At 57.6% G+C, this 26,926-nt stretch carries 26 protein-coding genes and 1 pseudogene; 11 read left to right on the plus strand and 16 right to left on the minus strand.

The features are described 5' to 3' along the window. The first annotated feature begins 146 nt into the window (after nt 1–146). From RD1_RS03765 to RD1_RS21120, 3 genes and pseudogenes are all read left to right on the plus strand, one after another. Complete coding sequence (locus RD1_RS03765) at nt 147–506, plus strand: putative quinol monooxygenase (RefSeq protein WP_011567114.1); 360 nt, start codon at nt 147–149, stop codon at nt 504–506. Between the two features lie 70 nt (nt 507–576). Then, a pseudogene (locus RD1_RS03770) lies at nt 577–1,252 on the plus strand (Crp/Fnr family transcriptional regulator). 124 nt (nt 1,253–1,376) lie between these two features. Beyond that, nucleotides 1,377–1,532, plus strand: a complete 156-nt coding sequence (locus tag RD1_RS21120) for a hypothetical protein (protein WP_171959984.1) — start codon at nt 1,377–1,379, stop codon at nt 1,530–1,532. Nucleotides 1,533–1,687: 155 nt separating this feature from the next. Here RD1_RS21120 and RD1_RS03775 read toward each other — a convergent pair whose 3' ends face one another. From RD1_RS03775 to RD1_RS03785, 3 genes are all read right to left on the minus strand, one after another. Further along, on the minus strand, nt 1,688–2,341 hold the full coding sequence (locus tag RD1_RS03775) for a trypsin-like serine peptidase (protein WP_245897187.1): 654 nt from the start codon (nt 2,339–2,341) through the stop codon (nt 1,688–1,690). A gap of 263 nt (nt 2,342–2,604) precedes the next feature. Then, entirely contained in the window at nt 2,605–3,255 is a 651-nt protein-coding gene (locus tag RD1_RS03780) for an aspartate/glutamate racemase family protein (protein WP_245897189.1), read from the minus strand. 75 nt (nt 3,256–3,330) lie between these two features. Then, nucleotides 3,331–4,344 carry a D-cysteine desulfhydrase gene (locus RD1_RS03785; protein ID WP_011567118.1) on the minus strand — a complete coding sequence of 338 codons (1,014 nt, stop codon included), beginning with the start codon at nt 4,342–4,344 and terminating at the stop codon, nt 3,331–3,333. Nucleotides 4,345–4,460: 116 nt separating this feature from the next. Here RD1_RS03785 and RD1_RS03790 point away from each other — a divergent pair, with 116 nt between their 5' ends. After that, the gene (locus tag RD1_RS03790) at nt 4,461–5,438 is read left to right on the plus strand and encodes a LysR substrate-binding domain-containing protein (protein ID WP_011567119.1); all 978 of its coding nucleotides are present in this window, start codon (nt 4,461–4,463) and stop codon (nt 5,436–5,438) included. A 319-nt stretch (nt 5,439–5,757) separates the two neighbouring features. Here RD1_RS03790 and pta read toward each other — a convergent pair whose 3' ends face one another. The 10 genes from pta to RD1_RS03840 all read right to left on the minus strand — a co-directional run bounded on the left by pta (nt 5,758) and on the right by RD1_RS03840 (nt 15,491). Continuing rightward, nucleotides 5,758–6,756: a phosphate acetyltransferase gene (gene pta / locus RD1_RS03795; protein WP_011567120.1), complete on the minus strand. Its 999-nt coding sequence runs from the start codon at nt 6,754–6,756 to the stop codon at nt 5,758–5,760. 45 nt (nt 6,757–6,801) lie between these two features. Continuing rightward, nucleotides 6,802–7,161: a cupin domain-containing protein gene (locus RD1_RS03800; protein ID WP_011567121.1), complete on the minus strand. Its 360-nt coding sequence runs from the start codon at nt 7,159–7,161 to the stop codon at nt 6,802–6,804. A gap of 19 nt (nt 7,162–7,180) precedes the next feature. Further along, entirely contained in the window at nt 7,181–8,221 is a 1,041-nt protein-coding gene (locus RD1_RS03805) for a YeiH family protein (protein ID WP_011567122.1), read from the minus strand. Between the two features lie 116 nt (nt 8,222–8,337). Continuing rightward, nucleotides 8,338–10,119, minus strand: coding sequence for a sulfoacetaldehyde acetyltransferase (xsc, locus tag RD1_RS03810; protein WP_011567123.1), 1,782 nt, complete (start codon nt 10,117–10,119; stop codon nt 8,338–8,340). 24 nt (nt 10,120–10,143) lie between these two features. Continuing rightward, nucleotides 10,144–11,538 (minus strand): NAD(P)/FAD-dependent oxidoreductase, encoded by a 1,395-nt coding sequence (locus RD1_RS03815; RefSeq protein WP_011567124.1) that lies wholly within the window; start codon nt 11,536–11,538, stop codon nt 10,144–10,146. A gap of 27 nt (nt 11,539–11,565) precedes the next feature. Then, nucleotides 11,566–11,952, minus strand: coding sequence for a nuclear transport factor 2 family protein (locus RD1_RS03820; protein ID WP_011567125.1), 387 nt, complete (start codon nt 11,950–11,952; stop codon nt 11,566–11,568). A 24-nt stretch (nt 11,953–11,976) separates the two neighbouring features. Continuing rightward, nucleotides 11,977–12,480, minus strand: coding sequence for a universal stress protein (locus RD1_RS03825; RefSeq protein WP_011567126.1), 504 nt, complete (start codon nt 12,478–12,480; stop codon nt 11,977–11,979). Nucleotides 12,481–12,504: 24 nt separating this feature from the next. Further along, nucleotides 12,505–13,845 (minus strand): TRAP transporter large permease, encoded by a 1,341-nt coding sequence (locus RD1_RS03830; protein ID WP_011567127.1) that lies wholly within the window; start codon nt 13,843–13,845, stop codon nt 12,505–12,507. Next, the gene (locus RD1_RS03835) at nt 13,845–14,411 is read right to left on the minus strand and encodes a TRAP transporter small permease (protein ID WP_011567128.1); all 567 of its coding nucleotides are present in this window, start codon (nt 14,409–14,411) and stop codon (nt 13,845–13,847) included. Before RD1_RS03835 ends, RD1_RS03830 begins: the two co-directional genes overlap by 1 nt. 63 nt (nt 14,412–14,474) lie before the next feature. Next, entirely contained in the window at nt 14,475–15,491 is a 1,017-nt protein-coding gene (locus RD1_RS03840; protein WP_011567129.1) for a TRAP transporter substrate-binding protein, read from the minus strand. 154 nt (nt 15,492–15,645) lie between these two features. Between RD1_RS03840 and RD1_RS03845 the strand changes: the two genes are divergently transcribed. Further along, the gene (locus RD1_RS03845) at nt 15,646–17,109 is read left to right on the plus strand and encodes a PLP-dependent aminotransferase family protein (RefSeq protein ID WP_011567130.1); all 1,464 of its coding nucleotides are present in this window, start codon (nt 15,646–15,648) and stop codon (nt 17,107–17,109) included. 58 nt (nt 17,110–17,167) lie between these two features. After that, nucleotides 17,168–17,893, plus strand: a complete 726-nt coding sequence (locus RD1_RS03850) for a sulfite exporter TauE/SafE family protein (RefSeq protein ID WP_011567131.1) — start codon at nt 17,168–17,170, stop codon at nt 17,891–17,893. A 335-nt stretch (nt 17,894–18,228) separates the two neighbouring features. Here the strand turns inward: RD1_RS03850 and RD1_RS03855 are convergent, their stop codons facing one another. Then, on the minus strand, nt 18,229–18,807 hold the full coding sequence (locus RD1_RS03855; RefSeq protein WP_011567133.1) for a cupin domain-containing protein: 579 nt from the start codon (nt 18,805–18,807) through the stop codon (nt 18,229–18,231). A gap of 116 nt (nt 18,808–18,923) precedes the next feature. Here RD1_RS03855 and gabT point away from each other — a divergent pair, with 116 nt between their 5' ends. The 4 genes from gabT to RD1_RS03875 are packed head-to-tail and all read left to right on the plus strand — an operon-like array spanning nt 18,924 to nt 23,730. After that, nucleotides 18,924–20,219: a 4-aminobutyrate--2-oxoglutarate transaminase gene (gene gabT / locus RD1_RS03860; protein WP_011567134.1), complete on the plus strand. Its 1,296-nt coding sequence runs from the start codon at nt 18,924–18,926 to the stop codon at nt 20,217–20,219. A gap of 54 nt (nt 20,220–20,273) precedes the next feature. Beyond that, nucleotides 20,274–21,710 (plus strand): aldehyde dehydrogenase family protein, encoded by a 1,437-nt coding sequence (locus tag RD1_RS03865; RefSeq protein WP_011567135.1) that lies wholly within the window; start codon nt 20,274–20,276, stop codon nt 21,708–21,710. A gap of 5 nt (nt 21,711–21,715) precedes the next feature. Then, entirely contained in the window at nt 21,716–22,816 is a 1,101-nt protein-coding gene (buk, locus tag RD1_RS03870; protein ID WP_011567136.1) for a butyrate kinase, read from the plus strand. Beyond that, complete coding sequence (locus tag RD1_RS03875; protein ID WP_044032930.1) at nt 22,789–23,730, plus strand: phosphate acyltransferase; 942 nt, start codon at nt 22,789–22,791, stop codon at nt 23,728–23,730. The genes buk and RD1_RS03875 overlap by 28 nt, the downstream gene beginning before the upstream one ends. 100 nt (nt 23,731–23,830) lie before the next feature. Here RD1_RS03875 and RD1_RS03880 read toward each other — a convergent pair whose 3' ends face one another. Further along, a complete protein-coding gene (locus tag RD1_RS03880) occupies nt 23,831–24,871 on the minus strand; it encodes a C45 family autoproteolytic acyltransferase/hydolase (protein WP_011567138.1) in 1,041 nt (346 codons plus the stop codon). 122 nt (nt 24,872–24,993) lie between these two features. Here RD1_RS03880 and RD1_RS03885 point away from each other — a divergent pair, with 122 nt between their 5' ends. Then, the gene (locus tag RD1_RS03885) at nt 24,994–25,341 is read left to right on the plus strand and encodes a hypothetical protein (protein ID WP_011567139.1); all 348 of its coding nucleotides are present in this window, start codon (nt 24,994–24,996) and stop codon (nt 25,339–25,341) included. A 9-nt stretch (nt 25,342–25,350) separates the two neighbouring features. On the opposite strand, the gene RD1_RS03890 is transcribed toward RD1_RS03885, so the two are convergent. Then, on the minus strand, nt 25,351–26,805 hold the full coding sequence (locus tag RD1_RS03890; RefSeq protein WP_011567140.1) for a biotin carboxylase: 1,455 nt from the start codon (nt 26,803–26,805) through the stop codon (nt 25,351–25,353). Nucleotides 26,806–26,926: the final 121 nt, after the last annotated feature.

A 26,926-nucleotide genomic window follows, 5' to 3' on the forward strand; every position in this document is an offset into this window, starting at 1 on the left:
TGGTCATCGCGGTCTGTGGGGCCGCCGCCTGTGCAGCAGTTCAAAAAGGAATCGCTTCAGAGGGAAAATTCACAGGTTGCGCGAAAACCCCGTGACAATCCCGTGTTTTGGACATTAACATTTGTGCTACTTGCGGGAGAATTTTGATGACGAGACATATCCAGTGGCTTCTGGAAATGAATGTACGCGATGACGATATCGAAGCGGTCGAACAACTTGTGGATGAAATGGTTGAGGCGACGCGGGCAAATGAACCCGGAGCGCTGATTTATGAATATTATCTGTCCGAGGACAGACGCCGGTGTTCGGTTGTTGAACGCTACGCGGATAGTGCGGCGGTGATGGAGCATCTGAAGAACTTTGAGGAGCATTTCGCCGAACGGTTCTTTGCCCTGTTTGAACCCAGCGTGTTTCGTGTCTATGGTCCAGCGAATGAAGATGTCAGAAACGCCCTTGGCAGCCTTGGCGCGACTTTCGACATCGGTGTTGGCGGTTTCATACGTTAAACAGGACGCCTGATCACACAGGTAAAAGATACGTCTATGTAAAGACGCAGCAATCAAGGATTGGAGTACGATGGACAGCCCGGAGTTGCCGAAAACCGGATTTTTGGCCCATGCCTCGCAGAAACTGTCTGATCTGTTGAATTCCGTTTCGACTGAAGTCGACCTGAGCGAAGGTGAAGTGCTGTTCGAGCAGGGCGACACCGGTGACGCGCTTTACGCCATTGTGTCGGGAAGTCTGGAATTCAGCATAATATCACGGGAAGGGCGCAAGCTGTCCTTGGATGTGATGCGCCCCGGGGCGCTGTTTGGTGAGATTGCGCTGTTTGACCCCGGTACGCGTACAGCTACGGTCACCGCGCTTGAGCACAGCCGCGTGCGGGGAGTGAAAAACGCGGATGTTCTGGCTGCCATTCGCAAGTCGCCAGAGTTGGGGATAGATCTTATTCAACTGGCTGGGGTGCGGCTGCGTTGGATGAGCAGCCAGTTGAACGAGCAGGTATTCCTGCCCATGCCCGCCCGGCTCGCGCGTAAAATTCTCTACCTTACGATAGATGGATCAGATGACCTTGGCCTTTTGAACCTGTCTCAGGCTGAACTGGCAGAATTCGTCGGCGCGACGCGGGAGGCGGTATCCAAAACACTGTCCCTTTGGAAACGTGCCGGTGTCATTGACGCGTCGCGGGGGGGGGCTGCGGGTTATTGACCGCAATGCCCTGCAGGTCATGGCGGATCTGCATCATATTTGATGTGCCCATGTGATGAGGGTCACAGACGAACCGTTACATTTACGCAATATTGAACTGGCAGGGATATTTCCGCCTGCGATGAGGTTCACGCATGAGGAGCCTCGTTTTTAGAAGGAGCCAGATTATGGATCGCAATCCTGAAAATTCATTTGAAAATCAGAAAACACCGATAAAACCCTCGCCTGTCAAAGCCATGATCGCATGGTTGATAGAGACCGACCGTGAGGTGCGCGCCACGCAGTCGATCGTGGATGAGACGCATGACAAGTACCAAAAGTAAATTGGGGGGAAACCATCGGTTGGTTTCCCTCTTACCAATCGAAGGCGTTCGTAAGCCAACCGAATCAATGGGGACGCAATGCGAAAAACCGGGATCACGCAGTGGTGCCTGAAATGAACAACTGCAACGCCTCGGGGCGTCATCAAGCCTTGCACTTATCTCGTGCGCCGCGCTTCTCTTGCCAAAGCATTACTGACATGGCCGCGTAGCCAGTCGTCGAGGTGCGCCGCCAGTGCGGTTCCCTCGGGTTCTCGGCGCGCGACGATGGTGCCCGCCAGATACCAGTTTTGTTCCAGCCGAACCGCAATTGCACCACCCGAGTTCCCCCTGATCACCGGGCAATCAGACGTGAAAAGCCGCTGGGACGACCGCGAAAACAGGGCGCACCCAAAGCGGCCATGCAGGCGCGGCGCAGTCGGATTCTGATACCCAAGAAAAGCGCCGCTTTCTGGCAAAGGTGTCTTGTGGGGCATCAGCAGCATCGGGCTTACCACATTGCGCGGGATCGGACGGCTCAGTCGGACAACCGCCACATCGAACTGATATCTGGCCGCACCCGTGGCCGCCGCCCATTCCGGATGCCGGATAACGTCGATTGACCCGCTGCTCGCGACAAACCGGGTCCCATCTTGACCGGCAAAGAAACGCAGGCTGCCGAGAAGCCCTTCTTTCTGGGTGGTGCAATGCGCTGCCGTGACGATCAGATCCGGCGCAACGAGGGTTCCGCTGCAACTTGATCCACCGTCATTTCCTTGCGCAATCACCACGCCTACCGCGGTCCAGTCTTTCCGCGCCGACGCATCAAGCATTGGTAGGCTGCCGCCAAGTCCAACAGACGTAAAGCATAGCAAAACGGCGACTGTGCAAAACAGTGATTTGAAAATTGGCGCAGCGCCGATCATTCCGAACAGTCCCGATACTGGCAACCGGATTGGTTAAAACAAGATGGATTAAAAACGATATTCCAGACGTATTGAAGAGTAGACGAACTGTGGTTTCAAAACTGTTGCCTGTGCCCTGAAAAACATGCCAGTTCGGCGACGGGGAAGAAAATGTTTGCAGTCCCTGTCGATCAGGCCGGTGATTTGGTGCGAACACCTGAAAAGCTGACAATCTCTGACACAAGCACGTCCAGCGTATCGAGAATGGGGACCGGGCAGCGAATACGCTCACTCACCAGCGAGAATTCGGAGCATCCAATGATCACCCGTTCCGCCCCGCGCCGGACAAGGGAGGCCGCTTCGCGCTCCAACAGGGTAATGTCCGTTTGCGTCGGGCCGGATTTCTTGATCCTGCGGATTGATGCAAGAATGCCGTCCTCATTTTCAGGAAAGGCCGACTGGACCTCGTGCCTGGCCAAAAAATTCCCGAAAAGACCGCTGCTGTTGGTCGCCGGCGAAGCAAGAATACCCACGATTCCGCCGCGTTTCATACCCTGCGCGGCCTGCGCACATGCCAGTTTCGGCATGTTCAGCAATGAGATCCCGACGGCATCTTCGATCTGCGTCGCGTAAAGATGGGCCGTGTTGCAGGGCATCGCGAGCACCTGTGCCCCGGCCAGTTCCAGCCGCGCGGCCATTTGCGCCAGAACCGGACCCGGGTCGGGACCGGTCTTTTCAATGACATGACGGATGCGGGACGGAACCTGAGGGTTCATGTCCACAAACATCGGCACATGGTCCTGATCATCTTCAGCCGGGGTTGCCGCGTGCACTCGTTTCATCAATTCGAGCGTCGCCTCGACTCCCATCCCACCAAGAATGCCTATCCTGCGAAGTCCGGGCATCTGTCTGCGCAATCAGGACCAGCGATCGGAAAAATCAAAGGCAGAATCGTATCCGAACAGCGCTACGGATCCGCCGGTATGCAGGAAGACAACGCGTTCGCCCTTCTTGAAATGTCCCTTGCGGATCAAATCGATGAACCCGGCGGCACCCTTGGCCGAGTAGACCGGATCCAGAAGGATCGCCTCAAGTTCGGCAAACATCCGGATCGCCTCAAGCCCGCTCTCGGTCGGGATGCCGTAACCTTCGCCGACATAATCCGTGTTGGCCACGACGTCGTGCCGCTCGACTACACCGGGGCACCCCAGCTTGTCCGCGGTCTTGCACGCAAGGTTGAAGACGTTCTCTTCCTGCTTGGCTTTGGGCGCGCGCACGCCGATGCCCAAAAGGGGAATCTGCGCATTCATTGCCTTTAGCCCGACAATCAGACCCGCCTGCGTTCCGGCACTGCCTGTCGCCGTGACGATATGATCGATCTTCATCCCGCTGCTGTTGACCTGATTCAGCAGTTCGAAGGCGCAGTTCACATAGCCCAATGCCCCCGTCGGGTTCGATCCGCCGCCGGGGATGGCGTAAACCTTTTTGCCATCCGCGCGCATCTGCTCAGCCATGTCTTCGATCAACGCGTTGAAATCCCCACCGCCCGGGCGTTTTTCGGTCGTGGCACCGTGCAGATGGTCCAGCAAGACGTTGCCATTGTTGTTGTAGTTGGTGTTGTTCGACGCGGTGCGGTCTTCCAGAACGATGTGACACTGCATGCCCATCTTGGCGGCGAAAGCTGCGGTTTGACGGGCATGGTTGGATTGCGTGGCCCCTTGCGTGATGATCATATCAGCGCCTTGCAATTCAGCTTCGGCCATCAGGAATTCCAGCTTGCGGGTCTTGTTGCCGCCCGTGGACATGCCTGTGCAGTCATCTCGTTTGATCCATATTTCCGGCCCGCCCAGTTCTTTGGTCAGGCGGTCAAGACGCTCAAGCGGTGTTGGCAAGTGCGCAAGAAATCGGCGGGGGAAACGGGCCAGATGCATTCTATCGAATCCTTAATTTGCTTTTTCCGAGGTTTATACTTTGATTGGCGGAATTGATAATGCAAATTACCCCCTGTAACTTGCGAAATTCGCAAGTTTGGGGCGGGAGGCAGAAGATGCGTCTGGAATGGATCGACGACATCCTCGCGGTGCTTGACACCGGGTCGTTGGCGCGCGCGGCTCAAAAGCGACTGGTCACGCAATCCGCTTTCACAAGGCGTGTGCGATTGATTGAGGAGAGCATCGGCGCGGAATTGTTTGACCGGCGGCGCAGGCCCGTCATGCTTTTGGCCGGTGTTGAAGCGCTTGCACCGGAACTGCGCGACCTGAGCACGCGGCTGCGTCAGGTCAGGCAGAAACTTCATGCTGCAAACAGCCAGACGGGCAGCGCGCTGAGCTTTGCGTGTCAGCATGCGATCACAACGACCGTGTCGCCCTACATCGTGCGCGCCCTTACCGCACGAGGCGATGCGCCGGTCAGAGTGCGGTCGTGCAATCAGGAAGAGTGCCTTGTCCTTCTGCTTTCTGGTGAGGTTGATTTTGTTCTGACATATACGGTGCCTGAGACGCCAACCCCATTCTTGGAAGGTGCGTTTGAATCGCTGAAACTCGGAGACGATGTTCTTATTCCTGTATGCGCCCCCGGGCTGCGTGACGATATCTCCTCAGACCGGCTGCCGGTCATAAGCTATCCGTCGGATGTGTTTCTGGGGCAGGTTTTTGACCGACATATCGTGCCGCGTCTGGACAATGAGGTACAAGTCGTAACCAAGACCGAAACAGCACTTACGCTTGCGGCCTATGAATTCGCCGTCGGCGGCATCGGCGTGGCGTGGTTGCCGCAGTCAATGGTTGTTACGGCTCTGGCACAGGGATCGTTGATCTCGCTGGATCGGGACCTGCCGGTGCAACCGCTCCATATCAAGGCGTTTCGACTGTGCGATGACGGTGGGTTGCAATCAGACTCGGCATGGCGGAACACCCTGTCCCAGATTGCCTTGCCCGACCATCTGCAGTCGCACGCCCCGCGGGGCGCGGACGGATACCCGTTCGCCGGGGGCTCTTATCCGTCTTGTCCTTCCGCTCAATCCTGAGGCTTTCTGACTGAAGCGTCATGCGAAAAACCTGCATCACGTCGCGCTGCCTGAAATCAAGGGTTTCAATGCGTTACGTGATACTTGGTGTTTCAGGTGTTTCGTCAGACGCTGTCGCCGACAGTCCAGCCGAAGACCGCCTTGCGGGACGCTGGGGCCTTTGTTCAGCCGCTACTGCCGGGCGTGGCGGGGCCAGAGCACGGCACCGTATCTGCGCATCCATGCGGTCGATCCTCGGATCGGCAGCGTTTATCGCGGCTGCTGGGATGTATAGCCGCGATTGGCCCGCGCATCAGAACGGCTTGCGTGCAGGCAGTGCCTACGCGCCACCTTGCACGGCCGTGACGGCAATCATATCCACGATATCTTCGGCAGTGCAGCCCCGGGACAGGTCATTCGCAGGTTGAGCAAGACCCTGCAAGATCGGTCCAAGCGCGCGCGCGCGTCCGATCCGCTGCGCAACTTTGTAGGCTATATTCCCGGCATCCAGATTCGGGAAGATGAAGACATTCGCATCGCCCTTCAATTCGGAGTCCGGGGCCTTGGTCGCCGCAACATCCGGCACAAAGGCAGCATCGAACTGTAATTCTCCATCCACGATCAGATCAGGATCCATTGATCGCAGCAGCGCGGTCGCCTCAACGACCTTCGATACCTTTTCGCCGCCGGCACTGCCTTTGGTCGAGAATGACAACATTGCGACCTTGGGAGTTTCGCCTGTCAGTTGTCCGTAGGAGTTGGCCGACGCGACAGCAATCTGGGCCATTTCCTCTGCGTTTGGCTCGATCACCAGACCGGCATCGGAAAAGACGACAATCCCCTGTTTGGGATGATGATCCTCGCTCAGCAGCATCAGAAAGAAGCTCGAAATCATCTTGGCATTTGGTGCGGTGCCGATGACCTGAATGGCCGTGCGCACAATTTCGGCTGTTGCCGTGCTGGCACCCCCAAGCGTTCCGTGCGCATGCCCTAGTTTGACCATCAGAGCGGCAAAGACATGCGGGTTCAGAACCGCCTGAGATGCGGTTTCCTGTGTGACGCCCTTGTGTTGGCGGAGTTTGAAGTAGGTCTCCGTCATCTCGGGCAGATGTGGGCTTGTTGCCGGTTCATGGATCTCGATCCCGTCCAGATCACTGCCCCCCGCCTGATTCAGTAGAGAGGCGATGCGGTCGCGGTTTCCGATCAAGGCCACCTGTGCAATTCGACGTCTGCGTGCTTGGATGGCCGCAGTGATCACGCGCGGATCCTCTCCTTCGCTCAGAACAATTTTGCGGTTTAGCCGGACAGCCTTGTCCATCATCTGCTCAAGTGGGGTCATCTGGTGCTCCAACAAATTGGGGGTTCTGTGCGTTTCGGGCGGGCTTCAATCAGCGGTGTAGTCTCGGATCACAAAGTGCTTCGTTGTCGTTTCAAGGACATGCCAGTAGCCGCGAAATCCGTTGGGGATCAGGAAACTGTCACCTGCGCGGAACTCCTGTTCCACGCCGTCCTCACCGATCAGCTTGATGTGCCCCGACAGCAGCACACAAAACTCATCGCGATCCGCAAAGGCGATCCATTTGCCGGGCGTGCTTGTCCATGTTCCGGCAAGCATGGTCCCGTCGGGGCTTTTGAAACGCATTTGCGTTTCATGATGCGGATCGCCCTCAACCACGCGGTCGGGCAGGTCCGCAAGGCGGCGTTTGGCGATTGTGACGTCGTCTTTGAAATCAATTACGCGCATGTTTGTTTCCTTTTCCGGGTCAGCTGGCGAAATGGGTAATGCCATAGAGGATGAAGGCGGCGATGAAGATGGTTTGCGCCACAATGAGAATGATCGCCTGCCCGCCCACATCGAAGATCGTTTTCAGCGAGGTTTTCATACCAACGGCTGCGATGGAAACCAAAAGCGCCCATTTTGACAGATCAGCGAGGAATCCCTGCACAAAAGCAGGGATGAGGCCAAATGAGTTTATCGCGGCCAGAACCAGAAACATGATCACGAAGAATGGCATCAACGGTGGGCGCTTTCCGCCCTCTTGTGGATCATCCTCGGCATAGGCGCGGATGATGAGCGCGAAGACCAGCACGACAGGCGCGAGCATGGTCACGCGGATCAGTTTGACAAGGGTCGCTGTTTCGCCGGTTTCATTGCTGACGGAGAACCCCGCACCGACCACCTGAGCGACGTCGTGGATTGTGCCACCGAGGAAAACCCCTGCAGCCAAATCATCAAGCTCAAGCCATGCGGTGATGATGGGATAGGCAATCATTGCGACGGTGGACAGGATGGTCACACTGAGAACCGTGAAGATCAGATTGCGTTCCGAGTGCTCGTTCTTGGGCAGAACGGCCGCAATCGCCATCGCTGCGGATGCGCCACAGATCGCCACCGATCCTCCGGTCAGGAGCGCAAAGCGCCACCCGCGGCCGAGCAATTTTGCACCCAGCAGGCCGAAGAGAATTGTCAGGATGACGCCGCCGACCACCAGCCCGATGAGTTTCGGACCAAGCCCGATCAGCAGTTCAACGCTGATCCGCGCGCCGAGCAGGGCGACGCCGATGCGCAGCACGGTTTTTGATGTAAAGGCGATGCCCTGAACGCAGCGCCCTTCTTCTGCGAGAAAGTGAAAGGCGATCCCAAGCAGCAGGGCCATGAGCATTGCCGGTGCGCCGTAATGCTCCGACAGGAATTGCGCGCATACGGCAATGACCACCGAGACAGAAAACCCCGGGCCGTTATCTGCAAAGAACCCCGGAATCCGGCTGATGAAAGTCGGGGTGGAAGCCGAAGTGGTAGTCATCAGACGAGAACTCCTTGAGCGCGCGGGTCACAAGCTGGCGCGGAAGTGAAGGGAACAGTGTTGGATATCAGGTTGAGAGAGGCAACACGGCACTGCCTCTCTCCGGTTCTTGGCACTCAGACGAACTGCTGTTCGCGCATGTCGTCGCGGTTGATCCCGGCAACGGAGACGGGCTTTTTCATCGCGTCACGACGGAAAGGCTCGCCCAGTTCCTGGTTCAGGACGACTTCGATGAAGGTGGTCACGCCATCTTTCATCTGTTCCCGGACAGCGGTGTTCAGCGCGTCGGTCAGTTCTTCCATGCCGGTGCACTGAACGCCCTTCAGGCCGCAACCGTTGGCGATCTCGGCGTAGTTCACACCTTCGTTCAGTTCGGTTCCAACGAAGTTGTCTTCGAACCAAAGCGTGGTGTTACGTTTTTCCGCACCCCATTGGTAGTTGCGGAAGATCACCATGGTGATTGCAGGCCAGTCGCCACGGCCACAGGCGGTCATCTCGTTCATCGAGATCCCGAAGGCACCGTCACCCGCAAAGCCGACCACAGGCACGTCGGGGCAACCGATCTTGGCGCCGAGGATCGCAGGCAGACCGTAACCGCAGGGGCCAAACAGACCCGGTGCAAGATACTTGCGGCCCTTCTCGAACGATGGATAGGCGTTGCCGATCGCGCAGTTGTTGCCGATGTCGGAAGAGATGATCGCGTCTTTCGGCAGGGCCGACATGATTGCGCGCCACGCCTGACGGGGGGACATGTGACCGGGCTTGGCCTTGCGGGCCCGCTCGTTCCAGTCAATGCCTTCGTCCGCATCGTCTTCGTGATCCATCGACGACAGTTCCTGCGCCCAGCGGGATTTGGTCAGTGCAACCAGTTCCTTACGCTCTTTGCGGCCTTTGTCGCCCGCACCATCGGAGAGGTTCTCCAGAAGCTGCTCGGCGACGCGCTTGGCGTCACCCTGAATGGCCACGTCGACCTTCTTGGTCAGACCGATGCGGTCAGAGTTGATGTCCACCTGAATGATCTTGGCCTCTTTGGGCCAGTAATCAATGCCGTATCCGGGCAGTGTGGAGAACGGGTTCAGACGGTTGCCGAGGGCCAGAACAACATCGGCCTTCTGGATGATTTCCATCGCCGCTTTGGAGCCGTTGTAGCCCAGCGGGCCAACGCCCAGCGGGTGCGAGCCGGGGAAGGCGTCGTTGTGCTGGTAGTTGCAGGCCACCGGTGCATCCAGCGCTTCGGCCAGTTTGGCGGAGGCGTCGATACCGCCGGACAGGACAACGCCCGCGCCGTTGAGGATCACAGGGAACTCGGCCTCGGACAGCAGTTTGGCCGCATCCTTGACCGCTTGCTCGCCACCTTGCGGGCGCTCCAGACGGATGATCTGGGGCAGCTCGATGTCGATCACTTGCGTCCAGTAGTCACGTGGAATGTTGATCTGCGCCGGAGCGGAACCGCGCCATGCTTTTTCGATCACACGGTTCAGAACTTCGGCCATCCGGGACGGATCGCGGACTTCTTCCTGATAGCAGACCATGTCTTCGAACAGTTTCATCTGCTCGATTTCCTGGAAACCGCCCTGACCGATGGTCTTGTTGGCCGCCTGTGGCGTGACCAGCAGCAGCGGTGTGTGGTTCCAGTAGGCCGTTTTGATCGGCGTTACGAAGTTGGTGATGCCGGGGCCGTTTTGTGCAATGGCCATGGACATCTTGCCGGAGGCGCGCGTGTAGCCATCTGCGATCATGCCGCCGGATGTTTCGTGCGCACAATCCCAGAACTTGATCCCTGCAGCAGGGAACAGATCGGAGATCGGCATCATGGCGGAACCGATAATGCCAAAGGCATTGTCGATACCGTGCATTTGCAGAACCTTAACAAAGGCCTCTTCGGTTGTCATTTTCATCGGTTTAGTCCTTTCGTTGGGAGATCAGAGAATTTCATCGCGAAGGTAGTAGTAGGGGTAGGCCATGCGCTGGCCCAACCTGCGGAAGGGTGTCAGAACACCGTGGCTTGGCAGTTGCGAGGTGAAGATCGGAAGTTTGAGGTCCTTGCCTTCGCCCGCAACCATTTGCGCCATGCGCTTGCCGGCCTGTGCGGAATACATCACCCCGTTGCCGCCGTAGCCCATCGCATAAAAGATTGTTTGCTTCGGGTTTGGCTGGAAAATGCGTGGCATCATGTCATGGCTGACATCCACCCATCCCCACCAGGAGTAATCCAGTTCAATGCCTTCGAGCACGGGGAACTTGCGATAGAGACCTTTCTGCAGAAGCTCCAGATGTCTGGGGTTCTCTGCGTCTCGACCTGTAATCGCACTGCGGCTGCCGATCTGGACCCGTCCGTCGGGCAGATAGCGGTAGTAGTGCCGCAAGGTGCGCGTGTCAGTCAGCGGAGATTTCACCTGAAAACCGCATCCCGCCTTTTCCTCATCGCTCAGCGGACGCGTCACGATGGAGTTTGACAGGATCGGCATGAGCCGGTGCTTGGTCTTTTCGTTCAGCCCCGGCGGTGTGTAGCCCGCTGTCGCCAAGGCCACGGCACGTGCGCGCACCGTGCCACCGGGCGTGGTGAGGTGATGCACACCGTTCACGGTCTTCCACCCCATGACCGGGCTGGCCGTGTGGATCTTGGCGCCGAGTTTGCGCGCAAGACGCACGTAGCTGAAGGCCAGTTTTGCCGCGTGGATCGAGGTCCCGTCCGGTTCCCAAAGGGCACCGTGTGCTTCCTGATCCCGCACGTATTTTTCGTGTAGTTCGTCGCGCGACAGAATGCGAGAGCCATAGCCAAACGTGTCGTTCAGGACGGCACATTCCTTTTCCAGCTTCGCCATGACCTTTTCGCGGTGGGCAATATAGAAATGGCCCCCGGTTTGCGGGTCGCAATCAATGTCATCTGACCCGATCAGATCATTGAACAGTTCGAAGGCTTCACAGACCTCGGCGTGCATGCCTTTGGCGACATCCACGCCCCACCGCTTGATCCACTCCGACCGCTTGAGACGACCGGAAGAAATCTGTGCCTGCCCGCCATTGCGGGTGGAACAGCCCCAGGCGACTGTGTTGGCTTCAAGGACATGCGCCTTGATGCCGTGGTCCTTCGCCAGGTGGATTGCGGTAGACAGACCTGTATAGCCAGAGCCGACAACGACGACATCCGCATCGATGTCACCCGACACCGGCCCGTCATCTTCAGGTGGCGTCCCCGCCGTACCAATCCAATAGGTCGGTGCGTGGTCCCGGTTGTGACCGGGACCCGCGTCGACGATAGGATCGTATTTGGGATCGTAGCTGGCCTTGGGCCAGTGCTTTGGTCTATGTGGCATTTTAGTGCTCCATCAAAGAGATGAACGTTAAGCCTTGAAGGGCGGGCGGGATTTGCGCAGGGCCTGTTTCACGATGATCTTGCCGTCGCGCAGGGTAAAGAGGTCAGCGCCCTGTGCTTCGATGCGCATGCCGTCCGCGCCAGTTCCGGAGAACGTCCATTCGGATACGGCGCGATCCCCATGCACAAAGTGGCTGTGATGATCCCAATGGGCGTCCTTCATGCCCGCCCAGACGGCAGAGAATGCTTTGGCAATCGCTTCTGCGCCTTCGACTTTGGCGCCATAGGCTTCATCCCCGCCCACGGTGTAGAACACGCAATCATCGGCGAAATGTGTCATGACGCCATCAACGTCATGGCGATTGAAGGCGTCAAAGGTGTCGGACAAGTCCTGAGCTGTCAGTGTTTTGGTCATGGTAGTCTCCAGATTTTGAGTTAACTAGTTATGCGCAGCGGTGCCCCGGTAGGGGACCACAAGTGTTGGTATGTTGGACCGTCGCAAAACCCGTTTCGCGACGGTGCCCAGGAAAGTGTGCGAGAAGCCGTGTTCATGCGCACCCAGGACGATGAGATCGCAATTGAGCTCACTTGCCCGGCGCAAAATCACCTCTGCGGGGTATCCGTCGATAAGCTCGATTGAGGCGACCTGGGCACGGATACCCTTGTCCTCTTCGCTCACATGGTCCCAGAAGGCCCTTTGACGTTCCGCCATGATCGCCTTGGCATGATCGTGGCGGGCCTTTTCGGCCGTTTCGCTTGAACCGGTGGTTTGCATGTACATCTGCAAGGCGGTTCTGGTCTCATCACTCAAGGGTTGTACTGCATGGACAAGGTGCAGCTTGGCTCCGGTCGATGCAGCAATGCTTGCCGCATGACACATGGTATAGGCCGAATGCTTGGACAGGTCCGTCGCGCACAGGATATGTGTGATTGTCTGTTTCATGGGATGCTCCAACCTTACGCGTTTCTAGTAGCCAAGCAGCCGAGGCAGCCAGAGCGAGATTTCGGGGACAAAGGCGATGATGAAGATCGCGATTGTGTTGACGAAGGCGAAGGGCAATGCTGCCACGGAGATTTTCTCGATCGAGATGTTCGAGATACCCGAGGCGATGAAGAGGTTTTCGCCCAGTGGCGGGGTCTGGAACCCGATGCCGAGGCAGCACACCATCACGACGCCGAAGTGGATCGGATCAATCCCCACACTGTAGGCTACAGGCAGCATGACCGGCACCAGGATCAGGATGGTGGCCAGCGTTTCCATGAACATGCCGACAAACAGCAGGAAGAGGATGACCAATGCCCAGATGATATAGATATTATCCGTCACCGAAAGCATACCGTCAGCAATCACGGCTGGGATCTGGTTCTCCACCAGCAGTCGACCGAAGACTGTGGCTGTGAACATGATCAGCAACACGCGCCCCGTCAGCCATGTGGTTGTTTCCAGCGCCGTGAACAGCTTCTGCCAGCTCAGCTCGCGATAGATGAACGTACCCACGGCCAGTGTGTAGAAGATGGCCACGATGGCAGCTTCGGTTGGCGTGAAGAACCCGGAGTAAATGCCGCCGAGGATGACAACCGGAGCCATGAGCGCCCAGAAGCCGCGATACATCTCGCACCAGATCTGACGCGCGGACCAGCCTTCGGCGGAGCCTTTGTAGCCGTGCTTTTTCGCAAGGATATAGTTCATCAGCAGCAGGCTGCCGGCGATCAGGAAGGCAGGCATGAACCCCGCGATAAACAGTTTCGGGATCGAAACCGTCTGGAAGTTGCCGAATTTCTCAACCGCTTCGGGTGGTGCGGGCATGCCAAGGGCCGCGATGCCGAAAATGATCAGCGGGATCGAGGGCGGGATCACGATGCCCAGACCGCCAGAGGAGGCGGTGATCGCTGAAGAATAGCTGCGCCCGTATCCGCGCTGGATCATCGCCGGGATCATCAACATGCCAACAGCGGCGGTCGTTGCAGGACCCGAACCGGAGATCGCGCCAAAGAACAGGCAGGCGAAAACCGTGGCTGCAGACATGCCGCCGGTGAACGGACCGGCAAAGCTCTCGGCCACGTTGATCAGTCGTCGTGACAGACCAGAGGCCTCCATCAGTGCCCCGGCCAGAATGAAGGCGGGCAGGGCCATCAGCGGGAAGGAGCCCACGGAGGTAAAGGCGATCTGCACGAATTTGATCGGGTTCTCGTCGAGATAGAGGAACGAGATGAGTGTGGAGACACCGAGTGCCACCGTGATCGGCGCACCGAGGACGAGCAGCAGCAGGAAGCCGCCGAAGAGGATCAAGATGATTTGGCTTTCCATTATTTTTTCTCCCCGTCTGGGCTGGGTTTTTCTGCGGCATCACCGAGTTCGGCGCGCACTTCCTCAAGATCGATGGCGTCAGGATCACGCAGGTCCTCGCCCAGAACGATCTTTTTGTAATTCACCTGAATGACCCGGATGGTCATCAGCGAGAAGGCGATCGGCAGCACGATGTAGACCCAGCTGAGATGGAACCCCATGGTCTGCGATGACTGGAAACGGTTCATCTTGTTGAAGATGAAGTCGATCGCCAGATAGACGAAATAGACGTTGAAGAAGATCCAGAAGAGATCGGCAAAGGCCTCGATATATTTGATCGCGCGAGGCGGCAGGAACCTGAACTGGAACGTGACGCGGTTATGCGCGCCCATCTTGGCGGCGTAGCTTGCGCCGAAGAAGACGAACCAGACGAACATGTAGATCGACAGTTCTTCGACCCAGGAGAATGAAAAATCGAACAGTGTGCGTACGATCACCTGCAAGAACAACAGGCAGACGAATATCGCCAGCAAGGTTCGGCAGATGTAGCTTTCGATGTTGTCGATGATGTACCAGAATTTGGTCATTTGCCCCTCCCACCCGGGTGAGACAAGCGCCCGAAAGCGCTTGTCGTTCGTTTGCGGTTCGACTTATTCGGAGACCGGCTCGCGGCCGATTTCAGCCAGAACAGCGTTCATCTTTTCGATGCCGCCGATGCTGTCGTAGAACTTCGGCCAGACAGCTGCTGTCGCCAGATCAATGAACTCCTGCTCATTGTTGACCGGGTCGTCGATCTGCATGCCTTTTTCGACCAGCAGTTCCTTGATCTCTGCTTCCTTGTCGCGCAGGAACTGTGCAGACGCGGCCGTCGCGCGCTTGCCTGCTTCCAGAATGATTTCCTGATCTTCAGCGGAAAGCTCCTGAAACACCTGCTCGGACACGATCAGAGGTTCGATGGAGAAGATGTAGCGGATGTTCGTGACGTACTTTTGTACTTCGTAGAACTTCATCGCGTTGATGGTGGTGTAGGGGTTGTCCTGACCGTCGACAACGCCGGTTTGCAGGCCCGCAAAGGTTTCCGACCATGCCATCGGCGTTGGGCTGATGCCCCAGGCCTTGTAGGTGTCGATCATGATTTCGTTCTTGGGAACGCGAATGACGAGACCTTGCAGATCGGCAACGGATGTGACCGGCTTTTTGGAATTGGTCAGGCGGCGGAAACCCGTGTAGGTCCAGGCCACGATACGAACGCCTGCGTCTTCGATTGTGTTTTCTGTCAGTTCCTGACCGATCGGGCCCTGGGTCAGCTTTTCAGCATCTTCGAGGCTCAGGATCACGTATGGAAGCGAGAAGACGCCAACAGTTGGCGAGAACGGTGTCACGTTGTTGATCGCCAGGATCGACATGTCGAGCGAGCCGATGGCCGCGTCGTTGACTGTGTCTTGCTCGGACCCCAACTGTCCGTTCAGAAACAGCGTTGCAGTGTGCTCGCCGCCCGAAAGCTCCTCAAGGGCTTCGATGAAAGCCAAACCGGTGGCTTCCTGGCTGCTGCCGCCGCTGTCGCCCACGGCGATCTTGAAGTTTTTGGCATCAGCCGCGCCGATGCTCATGATGGTCGCCGTCAGGGCAATCGCTGTGCCGGACGTGATCCGTGAAAGAAATGTCATAGAGTCCTCCAAAGTTGCTTGCGCAGTCGCGCTCTGCTTGCAGCAAATGCTCGCATCCACCCCCAAGCTGACGGCTCACTAGAAGGATTCGTTAACCTTGCGTTAGGGCCAGTATTTCTATTGACTTAGACCAGTTTGGTAAGCACTTTGAATCATGGCTAAACCGAGGATCGCAGCTGAGGTTTTCTTTTTGGACCGCGCTTCAAAAAGGCCTCTGCAGACCCAGATAAGAGAGGCCGTCGTCGCCTCGATCCTGTCGAAACGGGCAATGCCGGGGTCATTGATGCCGTCATCGCGCAAACTTGCACATCACCTTGGCGTTGCGCGCATGACCGTCACACTGGCTTTTCAGGAACTGGTCGATCAGGGATATCTGGAGGCCCGCAGCCGCAGCGGGTATTCGGTCGCCGATACCGATGCGATACCGCGTCTGCCGGTTGGTGATGCAACGGCGCATATCGAAAACAGTACACTTTGGCAGAAAGTCCTGTCTGAAAACCTGCGAACGCGCCGCCGGGTGATCAAGCCGAAGGATTGGCGGAACATGCCTTACCCTTTTGTCTTCGGAGAAATGGATGGCAAGATTTTCAGACATACGGCGTGGCGCGAATGCGTCAGGCAGGCCATAGGAACGCGCGATTTTGATCTGATGGCCAGCAATGAGGCGACGGACGACCCTTTGCTGGTCGACTACATCCTGTCCAGGATGCTGCCCCGGCGGGGAATAACCGCAAAAAAAGAGCAGGTTCTGATCACCGTTGGCGCTCAGAATGCCATCTGGCTGGCGATAGAACTGTTGACCCGTGCCCCCCTGAAAGCGGTTTGCGAAGACCCCTGTTATCCGGACACACGGCAGGCTCTGAGTTGGTGCGGAGCCGACGTTACCACCGTCGAAGTGGATCAGGAGGGCCTGCCACCGGACAATATACCGATGGGCGTCCAAGCGGTCTTTGTGACACCCAGTCACCATGCGCCCACAGGTGCAACCATGCCCTTGGCGCGGCGTGAACGGCTGCTTGAATTGGCTCAAGCCCGCGATTTCATAATCGTGGAGGATGATTACGAGTTCGAGATGAGCTTTATCGAACCGCCCAGCCCTGCGCTCAAAGCCATAGATAAGAACCAGCGCGTTCTTTATGCGGGCAGTTTTTCCAAAGCCCTGTTTCCGGGTCTTCGGTTGGGGTATCTTGTGGGGCCTGAACAGGTGATCGCCGAGGCGCGCGAGCTGCGCTCGATGATGCTGCGGCATCCGCCCGGACATCTTCAACGCACAGCCGCCTACTTCCTTGCACAAGGCTACTACGACTTGCTGATCCGCGACATGCGACGGGAGTTTGCCAAACGCCGCAAAGCGGTTGTCGAAGCCCTGGCCAGGACAGACCTCGAAGTGGCGGGCTCCGCGCAGTTTGGCGGGACAAGCCTCTGGGTCAAAGCGCCTGACGGCACCGATACCCAAACGCTTGCTCAAGATTTGCTGGCAGACGGTGTTGTGATAGAGCCCGGCGCGCCGTTTTTTCAGGGTGACAACCAACCGTCCGAGTATTTCAGACTTGGCTATTCCTCGATTCCGCTTGAGAAAATCGCGAAAGGTGTTCAGTTGATTGCGCAGCGGGTATAATGCGCCCTGCTTTTCGGCGGGCAACCTGCCTGCACACGCATCACAAGGATGAGAAGATTTGGAACTGACGCAGCCGCTCTCATCGCTTTTGGTTGCCAATGGCGTTGTCGTCCTTGCATCGCTCGTTCAGACGTCAACCGGCATGGGGTTTGGCATGATCGCGGCCCCGCTGCTGGCGTTGATCAGTCTGGAGTTTGTGCCCGGCCCGATGCTGTTCGTGAATGTGTTTCTGTCATTGTTGATGTTGAGCGACGGCAGAAACCACGTCGTGCGCAAAGAGGTGACATTGCTGCTTCCGACTATTTTCGTCGGCACTTTGATTGGCGCAGCCGTCATCATGCTATTGCCGGTCGATATTCTGGGCATCGTTTTTGCCCTGATGATCCTCGTGGCCGTCGCAATCACCGTCTTTGCAAAAGCACTTCCGATGACATCTGGCAATCTCGTGATCTGTGGTGTGGCCGTTGGGGTGATGGGGACGGCCACCGGCATTCCCGGGGGGCCTTTGGTGGTCCTTTATCAAAACGAACCGATTGAAAAGACACGCCCGACAATGGCGCTGGTCTTTACCTTTTCCTACATCGCATCTTTGATCGCGCTGAGCATTGCAGGGGTTTTTTCGGTGTATCTGGCACTTCTTGGGCTGCTGATGCTGCCCGGATTGATCGTCGGCTATGTCATTGGAAAACGTCTGCGCGGTTACATGAGTCGTGAAATCGGGCGTTTCCTGATGCTGTCCATTGCGACTGGCGGGGCAGTGCTGCTTTTGCTGAAATCAGTTTGAGGGATGCGCAGGATAACATCACGACCGCTTGGATCACCGATGCTATCGACAAGATCGAACCAAGCGGATGCGCCAAACACTCTGTTGGATGGAGCCGCCGTTGGTTGAAGCCAACCTGACAACGGACGCAGCGCAGTTTTTCGTTTTCAGGCACCAACGAGCGGTCCGGTCTGGACGCCAAAGCGGTGAGTTATCGTGACACTCTCCGCTAAAGCGTCATGCGCAAAACCTAAATCACGCAACGCTGCCTGAAATCAATGATTTCAACGCGTCGCGTGATATTTGATGTTTCAGGTATGTCGTCAGAGGCTCTACGTCGGACCGGGCTGGTTGCATCACAGGTAGGGCGGCGTGCAGGCCGACACCACGATCGCCTGCCTGTCGCTGATATTGCGAAACCGGTGCGGCTCACGCGAATTGAAAAGGTATGAATCGCCGGCCTTCAATACGGTTTTTCTGCCGCCGACAGTAACCTCGATTTCACCGGCAATCACGATCCCGCCCTCACTCGCCGGATGCTCCAGCATATCCGACCCGGTATCCGCGCCCGGTTCATAGGTTTCATGCAGGATCTGAAGGCCGTGCAGGCGCGCGTTTCCCACCTGTTTCAGGGTGATCGTGCCCTCAAACCCGTTGGCTTCTGAATAGAGGCGCGATGTCAGGTCGCGCAACTCGCTCGGCGTGTAGAACGGTTTATCGTCCTCCACGACATCCGGCTCGAAGAACTCCGACATCCCGAGGCTCAGTCCGCCCAGTATCTTGCGCAGGGATGCAACGGAAGGGCTGCTTTTGTTGGTCTCTATCATGGAAATCTGACCATGCGGCACGCCTGAAGCTTCGGCTAGTTGCCGTTGGGACATGCCGTTTTGCTGCCGAATGGCCTTTAAACGCGCACCAACATCAAAATCCTGCATATCAGCCTCCCAATGTCGAGTTTAGCTTGAACCATGCCTTTCGCTCAACAGGAAAGAAATACTTGCTCGATATATTGAGCAATGATACCGCTGAATCATGAGCCAAGGAGAGAATCATGTCGTACACTGCAGACCTTAAAACCCGTCGTGAAAACGCTGTTGCTACCGGTGTCGGCACGCGGGGAATCTATGCCGAACGCGCGCAGAATTCTGAGCTTTGGGACGTGGATGGCAAGCGGTTTATTGATTTTGCAGCGGGCATAGCCGTGAATAATGCAGGTCACCGCCACCCGAAATTGATGGAGGCCGTGGCCAAGCAATGCGAAGTCTTTACGCATACCTGTTTCCACGTCGCCCCATATGAAAGCTACATCCGCCTGGCCGAACGGCTGAACAGTCTGACCCCCGGTGATTTCAAGAAAAAGACGATGCTGGTTACGACCGGCGCCGAAGCCGTCGAGAACGCCATCAAAATGGCCCGCGCGTTTACCGGTCGGTCGGGCGTCATCGCGTTTTCCGGTGCGTTTCATGGCCGGACCCTTTTGGGGATGGCATTGTGCGGCAAGGTCGCCCCTTACAAGAAATCCTTCGGTGCAATGCCGCCCGAAATCTACCATGCCGCTTTCCCGAATGAATATCACGGCATCACGCCCGAAATGAGCCTTGCCCAGTTGGACCTGCTGTTCAAGTCGAGCATTGATCCCGAGCGCGTGGCCGCGATTGTTATCGAGGCGGTACAGGGTGAGGGTGGTTTCAACATCGCTGATTTCGACTTCCTGCGCAAACTGCGCCAGATCGCGGATGATCACGGTATCCTGCTGATCGCGGATGAGGTGCAGGCCGGTATGGCGCGGACAGGCAAGATGTTTGCCTTTGAACATGCAGGTGTTGCGGCAGACCTCGTGACGATGGCCAAGGGTCTCGCGGGGGGGTTCCCACTTTCGGCCGTGACCGGTCGTGCCGAGGTGGTGGACGCGCCGCCCGTTGGCGGGATCGGCGGCACCTATGCCGGTAATCCGCTCGCCGTTGCGGCGGCGAATGCCATGCTGGACATCATCGAAGACGAGGGTCTGTGTGCCAATGCGGCAAAGATCGGCGCGACCATCAAGGATCGGCTGACGGCAATTGCCAAACGTCAGGGCATGGAGCCGATTGGCGATGTGCGCGGCTTGGGTGCTATGATCGCCTTCGAACTAGTCAAAAACCGCGAAACCCGTGAACCGGATACCGCTTTAACCGCTGCGATTGTAACACAGGCCGAACACCGTGGGCTTATCATTTTGCCATGCGGGACCCGTGGCAATGTCATTCGCCTGCTGCCGCCGCTGAATACGTCGGATGCCATCGTGCACGAAGCACTCGATGTTCTGGAGACATCCATCGAAGCCGCGATGACACAGATACAAATCTGATTGCAGGCTGTCGGACAGCCGACTGATGCCCTGAAAACTCTACGGGAGAAACCCATGTCACAACATAAGAACCTGATTGCTGGAGCGTGGGTTTCCGGCACAGATCAGTCGGACAACATCAACCCGTCTGACCTGTCGGATACGATCGGGCAGTATGCGCGTGCGGATGCGGCGCAGGTGGGTGATGCGGTTGACGCCGCGCGGGACGCCTTGCCAAAATGGGCGCATGCCAGCCCGCAGGTGCGTGCCGATCTCTTGGATGCCATCGGGATCGCCATCCTCGCGCAGAAGGATGACATCGGGCGCATGCTGGCCCGCGAAGAGGGCAAGACCCTGGCCGAGGCTGTGGGCGAAACCGTCCGCGCGGCGCAGATTTTCCGGTTCTTCGCAGGTGAGGCCATTCGGCTGGCAGGCGATGCGATTGCATCCGTGCGCCCCGGGATTGACGTGAATGTGACCCGCGAACCGGTTGGCGTGGTGGGGCTGATCACACCGTGGAATTTCCCGATTGCTATCCCCGCATGGAAAATCGCGCCAGCTCTGGCCTACGGCAATACGGTGGTGTTCAAGCCTGCGGACCTGACCCCCGGCAGCGCGCATATGCTCGCGCAGATCATAGATGCGGCGGGTGCACCTGCGGGTGTGTTCAACCTTGTGATGGGGCGCGGTTCGGTTGTCGGGAATGCTCTGGTGGCGCACCCGGATGTAAATGCCATCTCGTTTACCGGGTCGGTTCCTGTCGGGCGTCAGCTTTTGGTCGATGCGGCCAAGGGGATGAAGAAAGTTCAACTCGAAATGGGTGGCAAAAACCCCATGGTGGTGATGGATGATGCCGATCTGGACATCGCCGTTCCTGCCTGTGTGAATGGTGCGTTCTTTTCAACCGGTCAGCGCTGCACAGCGTCATCGCGGCTGATCGTGCAAGCAGGGATCTATGACGAGTTTGTCGACAAACTGTCCAAGGCAGCGGGCGCGCTCACGGTGGGTGATGCCCTTGATCCGGCAACGCAGATGGGCCCCGTGGCATCGGCCAATCAGTTGAAAAACAACCTCTCCTATGTCGATATCGCCCGCGCCGAAGGCGCAACCGTTCTGGGGGGCGAAACGCTGGAGGGATCCAAGGACGGGTATTACCAGAAACCGGCAATATTCGCGGATGCCACGAACGATATGCGATCAAGCCGCGAAGAGATCTTCGGTCCCTGTGCCAGCGTGATCAAGGCCACGGATTTCGACGAAGCGCTGGCCTTGGCCAATGACACGGAATTCGGGCTGGCCTCTGGCATCTGCACCTCAAGCCTGAAGCACGCGCGCGCGTTCCGAGCGCACTCACAGGCGGGTATGGTGATGGTCAATCTGCCGACGGCAGGCGTGGATTATCATGTGCCGTTCGGCGGACGCAAAGGCTCGTCCTATGGATCACGTGAGCAGGGCCGCTACGCCGCTGAATTCTACACGTCGGTCAAAACCGCCTATTCTTTTGCAGGGTAACAGACGTGGCCCGGAACTTAATTCTCGCCATCAACCCCGGCACCACCACGACGCGATGCGCGCTATATGCGGTGTCATCGTCACAGATCCGTCCGGTGGCAGAACAGAACCTTGACCATGACGAAGCGATGATGGCGCAGTTCGCGAATATCGCGTCACAACTGGAATATCGGGCGACATGCGTGGGGGATTTCATCGCAAGCGAGATGCAAGAGGGCGACCAGTTGGTTGCAGCCGCGGGACGTGGGGGCATGCTGACACCGGTGCCTGCGGGTGTGATTGCGGTCAATCAGGCCTTGGTTGATTTTGCCTTGCACACGCCCGTTTATCACCATGCGAGCAATCTTGGCGCGCCGCTGGCTCATGCCATCGCGCAGACGCATGATGTACCCGCGTTCATCGTGGACCCGGTGAGCGTCGATGAACTGCCGCCCGTGGCACGCGTGACCGGGGATCCTGATTTGCCGCGCTTCAGCTTTGTGCATGCGCTGAATATCCGCGCCTGTGGCCGGCGGCTGGCAGCCGACATCGGCAAGGAGTTCAAAGACGTTCGCGCGGTTATTGCGCATCTGGGTGCGGGGTTTTCAATCGCGACGCTCATGGGTGGTAAATTGGTCGACAGTTCCAACCGGATGGAGATTTCACCATTTACGCCGGAACGGGCCGGGGGGCTGCCGCCTTTGCCGTTGATCGAACTTTGCTACTCGCAGCGCTACAGCAAGGCAGAGCTTCTTTCGCGTCTGTACGGAAAAGGCGGTGTCTTTGCCCATTTGGGGACCAAAGACATCCGCAAGGTCGAAGCCATGGTAAAGGCAGGCGATGAGAAAGCAGCACTTGTCTATCATGCGATGCTCTACCAGATTGCAAAGGCAATTGGCGCGATGGCATCCGTGGCAGATTTCGATCTTGATGCGATCATTCTGACGGGGGGGCTGTCCAACAGTGATGATGTCGTCGACTATCTGCGCCGCAAGTTGCACCGTATTGCCGACATCGTTGTTTATCCCGGCAGCAACGAATGTCTGGCGCTGGCCGAAGGTGCCGCCCGCGTGCTGAACAAAACCGAAGAGCCGATGACATGGCCCGTGCGCGCGGTGGCCACATGAGCGAGATACGCAGTTTTGCCGACCTGCGCGCGGCGGTGGTCGATCAAGGCGCCCATCGGCTGAGCGTTGCGGGCGGTGATGATCCGGAAGTGATGAAGGCCATCGTTGCGGCCTTGCGTGACAAGTTGATCGCGCGCGTGATTGTCACCGGTTGCGCGGATAGTATCAAGGCAAGTCTGCCGAGTGATCTGCTGGCACAGGTCGAGATCATCGCGGCAGCGGATGCCGCAGAATGTGCTAACCGTGCGGTCGCTGTGGTGCGCGCAGGGGATGCCGACATCCTTATGAAGGGGCACGTTGACAGCACCTCTTATCTGCGGGCCATCGTGAACCGTGACACCGGCATTCGCGCGGGCGGGGTTTTGTCCAATGTCACCGTCGCTGAAATGCCGTCCTACCCGAAATTTCTGGTCGCGACCGATAACGGAATCATCCCTCAGCCGACATTGGCGCAAAAACAACAGATCATCCGCAACACCGCACCCTTGTTCCGGGGGCTTGGGCTGGATTGTGTAAAAGTCGCCGCCTTGGCCGCAACGGAAAAGGTAACAGCCGGCAACGCGCCAACGGAAGATGCGGCACATCTGGCGGCCGACAGTCGGGCAGGGGGTTTCCCCGGTTTCATCGTTGAGGGGCCATTCGGATATGATGTGGCCGTGAGCAAAGCCGCCGCCAAGGCCAAGAAACTTGATGCGTCGCGGGTTGCCGGGGACGCTGATCTGTTGCTGTTTCCGACGATCGAGGCGGCGAATGCCGTTGCAAAATCATGGAAGTTTCATGGGCAGGCGCAGACCGGATCCATCGTTCTGGGCGCGCAGGTTCCGGTCCTGCTGAACTCCAGATCGGATAAAGTGGACCGCCGTATAAATGCGCTTTTGCTCGCCTTGGCTGTCAGGACCGGCGAGCGCGCCTGACCGCAAGAGAGCGTCCAAATATCACGTAACGCGTTGAAACCCCTAAATTCAGACAGCATTGCGTGATTGAGGTTTTTCGCATGACGCTTTAGCGGATGTGTCACATGTGGTGGGGCAGATAGGTCAGGGGATCGCCCGCGTGGCCGGGCACCGCGTAGGAACCGCTTGCGGTGAACCGTATTTTGCGCAGTCTTGGTTCCATCGCGACAAGGGAGAAATCTTCGCGGCTGCCATCCATCCAGAAGAGTGAAACTGCGCGCTGACGGGGGCGGTAAAGCGACGTGTAAATGGTTCCGAACCCTTTGTCATAGCCTGTGTTTGCCAGCGGGGCCGTCAAAAAGGCGTGGCGCAAGGCTTCGGGTGACAGTGTTGGATCGCTGAACAACTGTTCCAGATGCTCGGCACGTTCCTTGGTCCGCGAAAACCTTCCGTGGCGCGGCCATTCCACACCAAGCTGATGATTGGTGGTATAGGGTGTTCTGGTCACAATGGCGGGGCGGTCGGGGGCCAGATAAACGGTGGCAAAGGCACCCGTGCCATCCAATACGGTTACATTATAGGACATATGCGACGGGATGCGGCGCAAGGCTTCAAGCGCTTGCGGGACATCTGCGCATGTTTCCAATATGTAGCGGATGATCAGCGGGATACCAAATCCTGGCGCGCTGACCGTGCGCCCGCCGAAAGTGAGCGACGCCGCAAGCCCTGCGTCATTCATCCCGTCTGCGAGGCCGACGATACCCTCGACCATGCCCGCAACCCTGCGCCCGCGCCATTTTGTGGCAAGCAGCGTGGATTCGTTCAGGTGCGGATCAAGATCGTAATTGCGGATCAGCATTGGCCCATCCGGGCCGTCAATCACCGCTTGGGAACAATGCACCAGATAGCGCGGCGGCGACCAGAAACTCAGAAACAGGGCCGCGTCTTCTTCGTCACCGCATTGCGCGACCCAAGTCTCCCAAAGGGTCTCGAATTCGGGCATATGGCGACGGATCGCCAGTCTCGCGTCGCGCAAATCATCGGGCTTGGGCTTGTGACGCTTGCGCATCCACTCGGACCACCCGGGCCATCCATGCGCAAAAGCCTGCTTGAACGCCCGACCGGGCGCGTCTTCGACAAGGCTTCTGAAGGTCAGATACATGGTGTCCCCGAGATATAGCGCATCTGGCCTCCCGACAACGTCGCATTTCCAATCCGTGCGCGCGCGTTGCTAAATGCGTTCGGGACATTGACTTTCGCGCGGGCCTTGTCACATTCCAGCCCATGCTTCCATCCCCATTGCCGACCGGCACCATTCGTCAATCCGACATCCCGATCCTGATGGCCGCGCATAGGATCACCCAATACCCGACAGTTGTTCGGGTCCGTCGATCTGTTCTGGGCGGCGGTTTTGGTGATCAACAAAGTAATCCCTACACGTGGACGGTTTATTTTCTGGTGGATGGCCACTGGGTCGCCTTGCAGAGCGCGCGCGGCATGCAGCGTGAATGGGGCAGTCTGGACAAGCTCGAAATCTGGCTGCGGCGCAATGGATTTGCGTTTTTCTGGGTCAGAAACGATATTGATATTCTGGGAGAGCCGAGCGACGAAAGCGACGGACCCTCCCAATAAGCTGAACCGTCAGAACCATTTACCGGCGGTCATGTCTGCGGGCATGGGGACTTCCGTATTGACGGTCAGCGGAATACTCTTGAATTCAGCCTTGATCGCCTTGTTCCACAGTTTGGCGCGTTCGAGCAATTCGCGATCATCAGACTGCATGCGCCCGCGCGCCAGAACGCAGCCTAGGTCGGCCCCGTGATAGCAGTACTCGCCCACGCCAAAGACACGCAGGTAGAAGCCTTCCTGCTCTCCGCCAAGGGCATTGATGTTGTGACCGGCGCGTTTGAATGTGATCTCGCCTGCGTCATCCATCTCCCAGATTCCCGATTGCGGGGCCTGGGTGATCAATTCCACCTTATCCTCGGTCTGCTTGAGGATCAGCTGTGTCCAGTAATCATAGTGGTTCCAGCGGCTTTGGATTTCTTCGACGTCTATTTCGTAATCCACATCCAGATATTCCAGCAGGTGGAACAGGAACAGCGGGCAGCCGCCATAGGTCGAGGTGATCAGGTTGGTCGGCGGTGTCGCGCCGGAAATGCGCGGGTTGATTTCGCCGAGGTAAACCTCGTTGGTGTCCGTATCGAGCAGGAAGTCGACGCAGAAGACGCCTTTGTATCCCTCTTCATAAAGCCGGTCACCCAGTTTGCGCGTCATCTCGCGTACCTTTTCCGGTACACCATCCGGCAGGATCGCTGGTGAAATATCGTTGCCACACCAACCACCCTTATAGGGGGTTATTTCCTCAAACCCGGTGATGTCTGTCATCACGGGCCCGGCCAATGTGCCGTGGCGCGTGGCGCAGCCTTCAATCGTGCCGGGCAGGTGATTAAGGCGCTTCATCACCTTGAGGTCCTCGCCCATGATCTTGCTGGCATATTTGTCCCAATCCGCCTCGGACTTGATAAAGAACGTCGTGCGTCCGCTGTCGCCATATGGGGTCTGGACGACCAGATCATTCCCGATCCCCGCGGCTTCGGTCAGTGCGCAAAGCTCTTCGTAGCTGTCAGCGGTGCCCATGGTGTTGGGCGCGCTTGCGACACCAGCCTCATTGCCCAGACGGGTGGTTTCGATCTTGCTGTCCAGCCTGTGGCGCAATTCGTTCGGAGGCAAAGCGATTCGCAGGCCAAGGTCGTTGCACAGATCTTCGGTCTTTTCGTCAAACATCACGAACAACGCGAGGCCCGGCTCGCGCTCTTTCACGCGGTCGCGGAACTCCGGGTGATCCACCAGATAGTTCCCCACATCCTCCATCGTCTGGAACACCGGTGCGCCGATCTGGGTCGGTTTGAACACGCGGGGGTGCTGGCCATCAAAGACGTCGAAGTAGTTGACGAACTCAAGCCCGCCGACCCATTGATCCAGCCCCATCAGGTTGAACGGTGTGGGCATGACCACGTAAATCGGCTTCTTGTTGCGTCGCAGATACCTGTAAATGTCTGTCAGGCCGGTCAATTTTTCTGTAGCGTCAGCCATAGCGTGTCCTCTCGTATCGGTCGGTTTTTCAACCAGCTGTGTGTCGGGCGCGATGTTGATTTCATGCGCTGGATTGTCGGGCGGGCTTTGTTCAGGCCGTGCGCTGCGCAGCCGGTGCCAA

This window comes from Roseobacter denitrificans OCh 114, assembly GCF_000014045.1.
GTDB lineage: Bacteria > Pseudomonadota > Alphaproteobacteria > Rhodobacterales > Rhodobacteraceae > Roseobacter > Roseobacter denitrificans.